This window comes from Streptomyces sp. NPDC093546 (assembly GCF_044765045.1).
GTDB lineage: Bacteria > Actinomycetota > Actinomycetes > Streptomycetales > Streptomycetaceae > Streptomyces.
In genome coordinates this window covers 22239-36242 of sequence record NZ_JBIWJG010000015.1, presented here as the reverse complement: position 1 = coordinate 36242, position 14004 = coordinate 22239, and the positions used below count along the sequence as shown (strand labels likewise).

The window sequence follows — 14004 nt, the reverse complement described above, 5'->3', positions numbered from 1 at the left end:
GCCGGATACGGATGCGGATGCGGATGCGGATGCGGATGCGGATGCGGAGCCGCTCAGCGGGGCCCGGCGCAGCCGCCGGGCCAGCACGCCGGATTCCCGGATCGCCACCTGGTCCTCGCCGGACGCGTGGGTGAGGACGGCGAGGAGCCGGGCGGCGGCACGGCGGTCCAGCACGGCGGGCAGGTCGATCAGACCCGCCCAGAGGCGGGGCCGTTCGAGAGCGGCCACGCGACCCAGGCCCCACAGCAGGGCACCCGGGGGGTCGGTGAGCCGGTCGGCACGGCCCACCGCGACGCTGCCGCGCGTCAGCACCCACAGCGGGGCGGGGAGTTCGACGCGGAAGAGGGGCAGAAGGTCGTCCGGCGCCGACGGAAGGCAGACCACTCCCGCGACATCGGTGAAGGACTCGAGAGCGGCGTCGAGCCGGGCGCCGACGAGGCGGCCGGAGAAGGCTTCGGCGAGGTCGTCGGGGACCGAGCCGTCGGCGGTGAGGACCAGCCAGGTGCCGGTGGGCAGGGCGGGCCGCTCGGGCAGCGGCTGCCAGACGGCGCGGTAGCGCCACGAGTCGAGCACGGCCCGCTCGCGCCGTCCGCCGCGCCAGGCGGACAGCGCGGGCAGGACGGCGTCGAGGGTGTCGGCGTCGAGGCCGAGGGTCCGGGCGACCGCGGCGGCGTCCTGCCGCTCGATGGCCTCCCAGAACCGGCTCTCCACCGCATCGGCCCCAGCCCCGGCCGCGGGTTGCGGGGCGGGGTCGATCCAGTAGCGGCGGCGCTGGAACGCGTACGTGGGCAGGCCGTCGGCCCGTACGGCACCGCCGGGTACGAGCGCGGACAGGTCCACGGACACGCCGTGGACGTGCAGCGCCGACACGGCGCGCACCAGCGCCTCGGGCTCGGAGCTCTCGGCGCGCTGTGCGGGCGTGGCCGCGACCGGACGCCCGTCGAGGCAGCGCAGGGTCGCCCCGGTGAGGGTGCCGTCGGGACCGAGCTCCAGGAAGACGTCGGCGCCGGCGTCGTGGGCCTGGCGTACGGCCTCGGCGAAGCGGACGGGCTCACGGATCTGACCCACCCAGTAGGCGGGGGTCGCCATGTCCCCGGGCGCGGTGGTGACGACCGGGATGGTCGGGGCGTGGTAGGTCAACGACTCCGCGACCGCCGCGAACGCGTCGAGCATCGGCTCCATCAGACGCGAATGGAAGGCGTGCGAGACGGCCAGCCGCTTGACCCGTACGCCTTCGGAGCGCAGGCGCTCCTCCAGCATGCCGATCGCGTCCGCGTCACCGGAAACCGTCACCGAGGTGGGTCCGTTGACCGCCGCGAGATCTACGCCCTCGGGCAGCTCAAGCCCGCCCTCGGCCGCCTCCACGGCCAGCATCGCACCGCCCGACGGCAGCGCGTCCATCAACCGACCACGCGCCGAGACGAGGGCACACGCGTCGTCCAGGGACAGCACCCCGGCCACATGCGCGGCAGCAAGCTCACCAATCGAGTGACCCACCAGCACGTCCGGGGTCACACCCCAGGACTCCACCAACCGGAACAGCGCCACCTGGAAGGCGAACAACCCGGCCTGCGCGTACACGGTCCGGTCCAGCCGCCCGGCGTCCGCCCCGAACACGACCTCGCGCAAAGGCCGTTCCAGGTCGACCCGCGCGCACACCGCGTCGAACGCGTCCGCGAACACCGGGAACGCCTCGTACAGCTCACGCCCCATCCCGACCCGCTGCGCACCCTGGCCCGAGAACAGGAGGGCGGCACGGCCGAAGGCGTTCGCGCCTCGGACGACGGCCGGGGTCGTGCGGTCCTCCACGAGGGCGGTGAGGCCCGCGAGGAGGTCGTCCCGGTTGGAGCCGACCACGACGGCACGCTGATCGAGGGCCGCCCGACCGGCGGCCAGGGCGCGGGCGTGGCCGACGAGGTCGGCCTCGGGACGCTCGTCGAGTGCCTGCCGCAGCCGGGCCGCCTGAGCGCGCAGTGCGTCGGCCGTCCGGCCGGACACCGGCCAGGCGAGCACCGGCGGGACGGCGACCGGCGCGTGCACAGGGCCCGGCACCCCGTCCTCCGGCGTCTGTTCGATGACGACGTGTGCGTTGGTGCCGCTGATGCCGAACGACGACACACCCGCCCGGCGGGGCCGGTCCGCCCGCGGCCACGGGCTGTGCTCGGTGAGCAGGGCGACCGTGCCGGCCGACCAGTCCACGTGTGGCGTCGGCTCGTCCACGTGCAGGGTCCGGGGCAGTTCGCCGTGGCGCAGCGCCATGACCATCTTGACGACGCCGGCCAGCCCGGCGGCGGCCTGGGTGTGCCCGATGTTGGACTTCAACGAGCCCAGCCACAGCGGCCGTTCCGGATCCCGGTCCTGCCCGTACGTGGCGAGCAGCGCCTGCGCCTCGATGGGGTCGCCGAGCCGGGTGCCCGTACCGTGCGCCTCCACCGCGTCCACGTCGGAGGGCGCCAGCCCCGCCGACGCCAGCGCGGCCCGGATCACCCGCTGCTGCGCGGGGCCGTTGGGCGCGGTGAGCCCGTTGGAGGCGCCGTCGGAGTTGACGGCCGAGCCGCGCACCAGGGCCAGGACCTCGTGGCCGTGGCGCACGGCGTCGGAGAGCCGCTCCACCAGGAGGACCGCGACGCCCTCGGACCAGCCGGTGCCGTCGGCCGCGGACGCGAAGGACTTGCAGCGCCCGTCTGCCGCGAGGCCGTCCTGCTTGGCGAACTCGCTGAAGCCCGCCTGTGTGGGCATGACGGCGACGCCGCCCACCACGGCCAGGTCGCACTCGCCGGTGCGCAGTGCCCGTGCGGCCAGGTGGAGCGCGACCAGCGACGACGAGCAGGCGGTGTCCACGGTGAGCGCCGGGCCCTCAAGCCCGTACGTGTACGCGAGGCGCCCGGAGAGCACGCTGTTGGAGGTGCCGGTGAGCAGGTGCCCGCCGACCTCCTCGGGCGGGGTGGTTCCGGCGCCGGTGCCGTATCCGCTGTGGGAGGCGCCGACGAAGACGCCGGCGCGGCTGCCGCGCAACGAGGTCGGGTCGATGCCGGCCCGTTCGAACGTCTCCCACGAGGTCTCCAGCAGCAGCCGCTGCTGCGGGTCCATCGCCAGCGCCTCGCGCGGCGAGATGCCGAAGAGCTCGGCGTCGAACTCGGCGGCGTCGTACAGGAACCCGCCCTCGGTCGTGTGGCCGAGGCCGTCCAGCTGCCAGCCGCGGTCGGTCGGGAAACCGGAGATGCCGTCGCCGCCCTGGGCGACCAGCTGCCACAGGTCCTCGGGCGAGCGGACGCCGCCGGGCAGCCGGGTGCCCATGGCGACGATGGCGAGGGGCTCGTCGGTGGTGACGGTGACGGCCCCGGTGGTGCCGTGGGCCGGTGCCGTGTCCGTGCCGCCGAGCAGCTCGCCACGGACGTGGGCGGCGAGCAGCAGCGCGGTGGGGTGGTCGAAGGCCAGGGCTGCGGGCAGCGGCAGGCCGGTGGCCGCGGCGAGCCGGTCGCGCAGTTCGACGGCGGTCAGCGAGTCGAGGCCGAGGTCGCGGAAGGCCGCCGCCGGATCGACCGCGGCGCGGTCACGGTGCCCCAGGACTCCGGCGACGGTCGTGGTCACGAGGTCGAGCAGGACCCGCTCCCGCTCGGCGGCGGGCAGCGCGGTGAGCCGGTCGCGCAGGGCCGCACCGGCCGCGGGCGCGGGAGCGGTGGCGGTGTCCCCCACCTCGGGGAGCTCCGTCAGCAGGGAGCTCGGCCGGGTGGCGGTGAAGGTGGCGGCGAACCGCTCCCACTCCACGTCGGCGACGGTCACGCACGCGTCACCTGAGGCGACGGCCCGGTCCAGGGCGGTGACGGCCAGCTCGGGGTCGAGCGGTCGCAGCCCGCGACGGCGCAGGTGGGCGACCGCCTCGTCGCCGGCGGCCATGCCGGCCTCGGCCCAGGGACCCCAGGCCACCGAGGTGGCGGGCAGCCCGGCGGCGCGGCGGCGCTCGGCCAGCGCGTCGAGGTGGGCATTGGCCGCGGCGTACGCGGCCTGCCCGCCGCTGCCCCAGACGCCGGCGATGGACGCGTAGGTGACGAACGCGGTGAGCGAGCCGAGTCCGCTGGTGAGGTCCTCGAGGACGTCGGCGGCGTCGGCCTTGGCGCGCAGCACGGCGTCGAGGCGCTCTTCGGTCAGCTCCGTGAGGGCCGTGTCGTCGGCGACGCCCGCCGCGTGCACCACCGCGGTGAGCGGGTGAGCGGCGGGTACGTCGGCGAGCACGGCGGCGAGCGCGTCACGGTCGGCGGCGTCGCAGGCCACCACCGAGACGGTGGCGCCCGACCGGGTCAGCTCCTCCACGAGGTCGGCCGCGCCGGGGGCGTCGGGCCCCCGGCGACCGGTCAGGATCAGGTGCGGGGTGCCGCGCGCCGCGAGCGTACGGGCGAGGTGGGAGCCCAGGGCGCCGGTGCCGCCGGTGATGAGGACGGTGCCGTCCGGCCGCCAGGGCGCGGCGGCGGGCTCGGGCGCGGCGTGGCGCAGTCGGCGGGCGAAGACGCCGGTGTCGCGGATCGCGAGCTGGTCCTCGGCGCCGATGCCGGCCAGGACGGCGGCCAACCGGGCGCCCGCCCGGCGGTCCAGCGTCTCGGGAAGGTCGAGGAGTCCGCCCCAGCGGTCGGGGTGTTCCAGCGCGGCGGCCCGGCCCAGTCCCCAGATCCGGGCGGCGGCGGGGTCGGTGAGCGGGTCGAGGCGGCCGGTGGAGACGGCGCCCCGGGTGGCGGCCCAGCAGCGCACCGTGGAGCCGGCCCGGTCGAGGGCATGGAGCAGGGCGAGCAGGCCGCCCGGCTCGGGACGCAGGGCTAGGATTCCGGCCAGGTCGTCCGCGAGGAGCAGCTCGGGACGGACGTCGGAGGGCGCGCACTCGACGACGTCGGCGCCGGCGGCGCGCAGCGCGTCGGCCACGTCGGGGTGGGGCTCACCGACGAGCAGCCAGGTTCCGGTGAGCGCGGCCTCGGGCCCGCTCTCCAGCGGCGTCCAGGCGGTGCGGTACCGCCAGGAGTCCACCACGGAGCGCTTGCGGCTCTCCCGGCGCCAGGCGGTGAGGGCGGGCAGCACGGTGTCGAGGCCCGTGTCGTCGTCGTCCAGATCGAGCGCGGCGGCGACCGCGCCCCGGTCGGCCGCGTCGACCGCGTCCCAGAACCGCTCCTCCGCCTCGCCGGTCGCCTCGCTCGTGGCGCGGGCGGGCGTGGCGTCGAGCCAGTAGCGCTCACGCTGGAAGGCGTACGAGGGCAGCTCGACCAGCCGCCCGCCTTCGGTGAGGCAGGTGAGGTCGACGGGTGCACCGTGGCTGTGCAGTCGGGCGACGGCGCGCAGCAGGCTCGCCGCCTCGTCGTGGCCGGAGCGCAGGGCCGGGACGGTGATCGCGTCCTCGACGACGTGCGGAACGAGGGCGGACAGCACCCCGTCGGGCCCGAGTTCGAGGAAGCGGGTGTGCTCGGTGGTGAGGGAGGCGATCGCGTCGGCGAACCGGACGGGCTCGCGGATCTGGCCGACCCAGTAGGCGGGGGTGGTCAGCTCCCCCGGCGCGGTGGTGACGACGGGGATGGTCGGAGCGTGGTACGTCAACGACTTCGCGACCGCCGCGAACGCGTCGAGCATCGGCTCCATCAGACGCGAATGGAACGCGTGCGAGACCGTGAGCCGCTTCACCCGTACGCCCCGGGCTCGGAGCCGCCCCTCCAGTACCGCTATCGCGTCCGCGTCACCGGAAACGGTCAGGGAGGTGGGCCCGTTGACGGCCGCGAGGTCCACGCCCTCGGGCAGCTCAAGCCCCTCCTCGGCCGCCTCCACGGCCAGCATCGCACCACCCGACGGCAACGCGTCCATCAACCGACCACGCGCCGACACCAGAGCACAGGCGTCATCCAGCGACAGAACACCCGCCACGTGCGCGGCAGCCAGCTCACCGATCGAATGGCCCACCAGGACATCCGGGACCACACCCCAGGACTCCACCAGCCGGAACAGCGCCACCTCGACCGCGAACAGCGCAGGCTGCGCGTACGCCGTACGCGCCAGAAGCTCTACGTCCTCCCCGAACACCACATCTCGCAGCGGCCGTTCCAGGTCCACCCGCGCACACACCGCGTCGAACGCCTCCACGAACACCGGGAACGCCTCGTACAGCCCACGCCCCATCCCGACCCGCTGCGCACCCTGCCCGCTGAACAGGAACCCCGTGCGTCCACCGCGTACGGCGTCCGTCGGCGCCTCGCAGCCCGCAGCCAGCGCTGTCAGCTCTGCGACGAGTTCCGCGCGGTCGGCGGCCACCAGCGTGGCGCGGTGGTCCAGGGCGGGCCGGGACACGGCCAGGGAGCGGGCCAGGTCGACGGGGCGCAGTGTCTCGTCGCGCTCCAGCAGGTCGAGCAGCCGGGCCGCCTGGCCTCTGAGTGCGGGTACGGAGCGCGCGGACACCCTCACCGGCACCGGGTGCGCCGGATCGGGCACGGCGGGCGGTGCCGACGGCTCCGGCCGGTCGGGCGCCTGCTCGATGATGACGTGCGCGTTGGTGCCGCTCACGCCGAAGGAGGAGACGCCTGCGCGCCGGGGCCGCCCGGCCGACGGCCAGGGGTGTGCCTCGGTGAGCAGGGCGACCGTGCCGGGCGACCAGTCCACGTGTGGTGTCGGTTCGTCCACGTGCAGGGTCCGGGGCAGTTCGCCGTGACGCAGCGCCTCGATCGTCTTGATGATGCCGCCGACGCCCGCGGCGGCCTGGGTGTGCCCGATGTTGGACTTCAACGAGCCGATCCACAGGGGCCGTTCCGGGTCCCGGCCCTGCCCGTACGTGGCGAGCAGCGCCTCCGCCTCGATGGGGTCGCCCAGCCGGGTGCCCGTACCGTGCGCCTCCACCGCGTCCACGTCGGAGGGCGCCAGCCCCGCCGAGGTCAGCGCATCGCGGATGACCCGCTGCTGGGAGGGGCCGTTGGGAGCGGTGAGGCCGTTGGACGCGCCGTCCTGGTTGACGGCCGAGCCGCGCACCACGGCCAGTACCTTGTGCCCGTTGCGGACGGCGTCGGAGAGCCGCTCCACGAGCAGCATGCCGACGCCCTCGGACCAGCCGGTGCCGTCCGCGTCCGCCGAGAAGGACTTGCACCGTCCGTCGGCGGACAGACCGCGCTGGCGGGAGAATTCGGTGAAGATCGCCGGTGTCGCCATCAGGCTCACGCCGCCGGCCAGCGCCATGGTGCACTCGCCGCTGCGCAGCGACTGCACGGCCAGGTGCAGGGCGACCAGCGACGACGAGCACGCCGTGTCGACGGTGACGGCCGGGCCCTCAAGACCGTACGTGTACGCGAGGCGCCCGGAGGCGACGCTGGTGGAGCTGCCGGTGAGGAAGTGGCCCTCGACGCCCTCGGGCAGGCGTACGCCCACGCCGTAGCCGGACGAGGCGGCTCCGACGAAGACGCCCGCCTGGCTGCCGCGCAGCACGTGCGGATCGATGCCCGCGTGTTCGAAGGTCTCCCAGGAGGTCTCCAGGAGCAGCCGCTGCTGCGGGTCCATCGCCAGCGCCTCGCGCGGCGAGATGTCGAAGAGGCCCGCGTCGAACTCGGCGGCGTCGGACAGGAATCCGCCGGTGCGGGTGTAGGTGGTGCCGACGCGGTCGGGGTCCGGGTCGTACAGCGTCTCCAGTTCCCAGCCCCGGTCGGTGGGGAACGGCCCGGTGGCGTCGCCGCCTTCGGAGACCAGCCGCCACAGGTCCTCGGGCGAGCGCACACCGCCGGGGAAGCGGCAGGCCATCCCGACGACGGCGATGGGTTCGTCGGCGGGAGCCGCGGTCGCGGTGGCGGCGACGGGGGCGGCTCCACCGCCGGCGAGCAGTTCCCGCAGGTGGGCGGCGAGGGCGGCCGGGGTGGGGAAGTCGAAGACGAGGCCGGCGGGCAGGCGCAGCCCGGTGGCCGCGTTGACACGGTTGCGCAGTTCGACGGAGGTCAGCGAGTCGAAGCCGAGTTCCTTGAACACCCGGTCGGGGGCCACCGAATCGACGCCGGAGTGCCCGAGGACGGCGGCCGCCTCGGCACGCACCAGGCCGGTGAGCAGGCTGTGCTGTTCGGCTGCGGGGAGCGCGGTGAGGCGTTCGGCGAGCCCCGAACCGCCGGTGACCGTACCGGCGATGCGGCGCGCGGGGGCGCGTACCAGGCCACGCAGCAGGGCGGGCACGGGCCGCAGCGTCCGGGCGGTGGACAGGTCGAAGCGCAGGGGGAGCAGGTACGGCAGACCGGTGCCGTGGGCGGCGTCGAAGAGGGCGAGCCCTTCGTCGGTGGAGAGGGCGCCGCCGACGCGGGTCGCGCGGGCGACACCGGTGGCGTCGAGGCCGCCGCTGATGGCGCTCTCCTCGGCCCACAGGCCCCAGCCGAGCGCGGTCGCGGCGAGTCCCCGGGTACGGCGGTGCTGGGCCAGCGCTTCCAGGAAGGCGTTGGCTGCGGCGTAGTTGGCCTGGCCCGGGGAGCCGAAGGCCGAGGATGCCGAGGCGTAGAGGGTGAACAGCGCCAGGTCGTGGCCGGCGGTCAGCTCGTGCAGGTGGAGCGCGGCGCGGGCCTTGGGGCGCAGCACGCCGGTGATCCGCTCGGGCGTCAGTGCCTCGATGACGCCGTCGTCGGCGACGCCGGCGGCGTGCACGACACCGGTCAGCGGATGCTGGGCGGGGAGGGTGTCCAGGAGCGCGGCGAGCGCCTCCCGGTCGGTGACGTCGCATGCCGCGATGCGTACCCGCGCGCCGAGCGCGCCCAGTTGCTCCGCGAGGTCCCGGGCACCCGGCGCGTCGGGGCCGCTGCGGCTCACGAGCACCAGGTGCCGTACGCCCCGGTGCTCGACCAGGTGACGGGCCAGCCGCTGTCCGAGCACACCGGTGCCGCCGGTGACCAGGACCGTGCCGTCCGGGTCGAGGGCGCGCGGCAGCGTCAGGACGTTCTTGCCGACGTGCCGGCCGGCGCCGACGTACCGGAAGACCTCTTGCGCCTGCCGGACGTCCCAGGTCCGCGCGGGCAACAGTGTGAGCGTGCCCGTGCGGAACAGCTCCAGGACCTCTCGCAGCATCTCCTGGAGCCGGTCCGGTCCCGCCTCGCCGAGGTCGAAGGCGCGGTACGTCCGGTCGCCGAACGCATCCGGGTCGCGCAGGTCCGCCTTGCCCATCTCCACGAAACGGCCGCCGGGGGCCAGCAGCCGTGCCGAGGCGTCGACGAACTCGGCGGCCAGCGCGTTGAGGACGACGTCCACCCCCCGCCCTGCGGTGCGCTCGGCGAAGGCCGCCTCGAACCCCAGGTCACGCGACGAGGCGAGATGTGCGGCGTCCAGGCCGGTCGCCGCCCACTTCGCGGGCGAGGCCGTCCCGTACACGTCCGCGCCCAGGTGCCGGGCGATCTGCACGGCCGCCATGCCGACGCCGCCGGCGGCGGCGTGGACCAGCACCGACTCGCCGGATGCCAGTCCTGCCAGGTCCACCAGCGCGTAGTACGCCGTCAGGAAGGCCATCGGCACCGTGGCCGCGTCCGTGAAGGTCCACTCCCGCGGCATCGGCGCCACCATCCGCCGGTCCACCACCGCCAGCGGCCCGAAGCCGCCCGCGAACAGGCCGAAGACGCGGTCGCCCGGCGCGAGGTCCGCGACGTCGGAGCCGACCTCGACCACGACCCCGGCCCCCTCCGACCCCATCAGCGCCGAGGGGTCCGGGTACTGCCCGAGCGCGATCAGTACGTCGCGGAAGTTGACCCCGGCCGCACGGACCGCGATCCTCACCTCGCCCGGCGCCAGTTCCGCGGTCGTCTCGGGAGCGGGGGTGAGGGCCAGGTCGCGCAGGGAACCGGAGGCGCGGTCGGCGGTGAGCCGCCAGGCTTCCGCGTCGGGCACGGCGAGGGCGCCGGATGCCGACGCGCGGGCCAGCCGGGGGGCGTACAGGGTGCCGTTGCGCAGGGCGAGCCAGGGCTCGTCGCCCTTCGCGAGCACGGCGAGCAGGTCGTCGTCGAGGACGTTGTCGGTGTCGGTGTCGGTGTCGATGTCGGTATCGATGTCGAGGAGCACGAACCGGTCGGGATGCTCGGCCTGCGCGGAGCGCACGAGTCCGCCGACGGCCGCGCCGGACAGACCGGTGACGTCGTCACCGGTCGCGGCGGCCACGGCGGAGCGGGTGACCAGCACCAGACGGGACGCGGCGAACCGTTCGTCGGCCAGCCACGCCTGGAGGCCGGCCAGGACCTCGGCGACGGCGGTGTCGGCGTCGGTGTCGGTGTCGGTGTCGGTGTCGCCGTCCGCACCGGCCACGGGCCATGCGACGACGTCGGGTGCGGCGCCGGAGAAGCCGGCCAGGAAGGTGCCGGGTCCGTCGGCGGCCGTGGCGAGCGAGGGCCGCCGGTCCGGCGTGGGTACGACAGGTACGACGGGTACGAGTGTCCAGTCGAGGGTGAAGAGCGCGTCATCGTGGCGCGGGCCGACGGCGGTCGCGGCCCGCAGGGTGAGCGACTCGACGGTGGCGACGGGGCCGCCCTCGGGGTCGGTGACCCGCAGCGTCCAGGCGTCCGACCCGGCGGGTGCCAGGTGGACACGGGCCCTGGTGGCCCCGGTCGCGTGCAGGGTGGCGCCCTCCCACGCGAAGGGCAGCCCGGCCCGCTCCGGGTCGAGGCCGGTCAGGTGCAGCGCCGCGTCGAGCAGGGCGGGGTGCAGTCCGCAGCGGCCCGCCTCGCGGTGGGCGATGTCGGGCAACTCCACCTCGGCGTACAGCTCGTCGCCCGCCCGCCAAGCGGCCTTCAGGCCCTGGAAGACGGGACCGTACGCGAATCCGGCCCCGGCGGCCCGCCCGTAGAAGCCGTCGAGGTCCACCGGCTCGGCCTCCGGCGGCCACACCTGCACAGCGCCGACCGGGTCGGCGGCGGAGGCGGCGATAACACCGACGGCGTTGCGGGTCCACTCCTCCTCGTCGTCGATACGCGAGTGGATCTCCAGGCGGCGGGTGCCGTCCTCGTTCTCCGCCCCGGCACTGACCTGGATCTGCACACCGCCGCGTGCGGGCAGCACGAGCGGTACGGAGAGGGTGAGGTCCTCCACGGTCCCGCAGCCGACGTACTCCCCTGCCTGCCAGGCGAGTTCGACGAACGCGGCGCCCGGCACGAGCACACTGCCGTGGATCGTGTGGTCGGTGAGCCAGCCGTGCGTGGCGGCGGTGAGCCGACCGGTGAGCAGTACCCCTCCGCCTGCGGCCAGTGACACGGCGGCGCCCAGCAGCGGGTGACCGGCCGCGCCGAGCCCGGCGGACGTCAGGTCCCCGGAACCGATCCGGGCGCTCGGCCAGTACGCCTGCCGCTCGAACGGGTACGTGGGCAGTTCCACGCGCCCGGCACCCGCCGCGGCGAGCGGCGCCGCCCAGTTGACTGGGGCGCCCTGCACGTGGGCACGCGCGATGCCGTGCAGCAACGACGCGGCCTCGTCCCGGCCGGAGCGCAGGGTGGAGAGGGCCGTCGCGTCGTCGACGATGCCGGTGACGAGGGCGGAAAGGGTGCCGTCGGGGCCGAGTTCGAGGAAGCGGGTGACACCCGAATCGTGGGCCCGGCGCACGGCGTCGGCGAAGCGGACGGGTTCACGGATCTGGCCGACCCAGTAGGCGGGGGTGGTCATCTCCCCCGGCGCGGTGGTGACGACGGGGATGGTCGGAGCGTGGTACGTCAACGACTCCGCGACCGCCGCGAACACGTCGAGCATCGGCTCCATCAGACGCGAATGGAACGCATGCGAGACCGTGAGCCGCTTCACCCGTACGCCCCGGGCTCGGAGCCGCCCCTCCAGTACCGCTATCGCGTCCGCGTCACCGGAAACGGTCAGGGAGGTCGGCCCGTTGACCGCCGCGAGGTCCACGCCCTCGGGCAGCTCAAGCCCCTCCGCGGCCGCCTCCACGGCCAGCATCGCACCACCCGACGGCAGCCCGTCCATCAACCGACCACGCGCCGACACCAGAGCACACGCGTCGTCCAGCGACAGCACCCCGGCCACATGCGCGGCAGCCAGCTCACCGATCGAATGGCCCACCAGCACGTCCGGGACCACACCCCAGGACTCCACCAGCCGGAACAACGCCACCTCGACCGCGAACAGCGCAGGCTGCGCGTACACGGTCCGGTCCAGAATCCCGGCGTCCTCCCCGAACACGACGTCGCGCAGCGGCCGTTCGAGGTCCACCCGCGCACACACCGCGTCGAACGCCTCCGCGAACACCGGGAACGCCTCGTACAGCCCACGCCCCATCCCGATCCGCTGCGCACCCTGACCGGAGAACAGGAATGCCGTACGGCCAGGGGCCGCCATGCCGGACTCCGCCTCCAGAGGGACCGTGCCCTCGGCGAGCCCGGCGAGGGCGCGCAGGGCGTCGTCACGGCCCGCCGCCAGCACCACGGCCCGCGAGGCGAGCGACGCGCGGGTGGTGGCCAGCGAGTAGCCGAGGTCGGCCAGGCGTGCCTCGGGCTGCTCGGTGAGGTGCGCGCGGAGACCAGCCGCCTGCTCGCGCAGGGCGCGCGGGGTGCGGGCGGAGAGCGGGAGCGGGATCAGGGGCGGTTCGGCGGCCGTGGGCGACGGCGTGGCCGGGGCCTCCTCGGACGCGGGGCCGGGTTCGGGGGCCTGCTCCAGCACCGTGTGCGCGTTGGTGCCGCTGACCCCGAACGAGGAGACGGCGGCGCGCCTGGTCCGGTCGGGGCCGGACCAGGGACGGTTCTCGGCGAGCAGCCGGACGGCACCGGCCGACCAGTCCACCTGCCGGGTGGGCTCGTCGGCGTGCAGGGTGCGGGGCAGTACGCCGTGCCGCAGCGCCATGACGGCCTTGATGACGCCGGCGACACCGGCCGCGGCCTGGGTGTGCCCGATGTTCGACTTCACCGACCCCAGCCACAGCGGGCTGTCGGCGTCCCTGCCCTGGCCGTACGTCGCGAGCAGCGCCTGCGCCTCGATCGGGTCGCCCAGCCGCGTCCCCGTACCGTGCGCCTCGACCAGGTCCACATCGGAGGGCGCCAGCCCCGCCGAGGTCAGCGCATCGCGGATGACCCGCTGCTGGGAGGGGCCGTTGGGAGCGGTCAGGCCGTTGGACGCGCCGTCCTGGTTGACGGCCGAGCCGCGCACCACGGCCAGCACGTCGTGGCCGTTGCGCACGGCGTCCGAGAGCCGTTCCACCAGCAGCACGCCGACGCCCTCGCCCCAGCCGGTGCCGTCCGCGCCGTCGCCGAACGCCTTGCACCGGCCGTCGGCCGCCAGCCCCCGCTGACGGCTGAACTCGACGAAGGCGGCAGGCGTGGCCATCACCGTGACGCCGCCCGCCAGCGCCATGGTGCACTCGCCCCTGCGCAGCGACTGCACCGCGAGGTGCAGCGCCACCAAGGACGCCGAGCACGCGGTGTCCACGGTGAGGGCGGGGCCTTCGAGGCCGAAGGCGTACGAGAGACGGCCGGACAGCACGCTCGCGACGGCGCCGGTGGCGAGGTAGCCCTCGGCTGCCGCCGGGTCGGCGGCGAGCGCGGTGGCGTAGTCCTGGCCGTTGGTGGCGGCGAACACGCCGACCCGGCTGCCGCGCAGCGACTTCGGGTCGATGCCCGCGCGCTCGAAGACCTCCCAGGAGGTCTCCAGGAGCAGCCGCTGCTGCGGGTCCATGGCGACGGCCTCGCGCGGCGAGATCTCGAACAGCCCGGCGTCGAACTCGGCCGCGTCGTGCAGGAATCCGCCCTCGTGGGCGTAGCTGCCGCCGGACCGCTCGGGGTCGGGGTCGAGCAGCGCGTCCAGGTCCCAGCCCCGGTCGGCCGGGAAGGGTCCGATCGCGTCACGGCCCTCGGTGACCAGCTCCCACAGCTGTTCCGGGGTGCGGACGCCGCCGGGGAACCGGCAGGCCATGGCCACGATGGCGATGGGCTCGGAATCCCGCTCCTCCTGTTCGCGCAGTCGCTGGTGCGCCTGCCGGAGTTCACCCGTGACGAACTTCAGGTGATCGAGCAGCTTCTCTTCATTCGCCATCAGTGTGACTCCCAGCAGGCGGGA

The 14004-nt window shown here is 75.0% G+C and carries 1 protein-coding gene (cut by a window edge); it reads right to left on the bottom strand.

The window, feature by feature from the left end; translation table 11 throughout:
* Positions 1 to 13980, bottom strand: partial view of a type I polyketide synthase gene (locus tag ACIRNI_RS26900; protein ID WP_403555151.1) — the beginning only. It extends 15948 nt beyond the left edge of the window; the window shows 13980 of its 29928 coding nt (coding positions 1–13980); its start codon is at positions 13978 to 13980; its stop codon lies off the left edge, out of view.
* Positions 13981 to 14004: the final 24 nt, after the last annotated feature.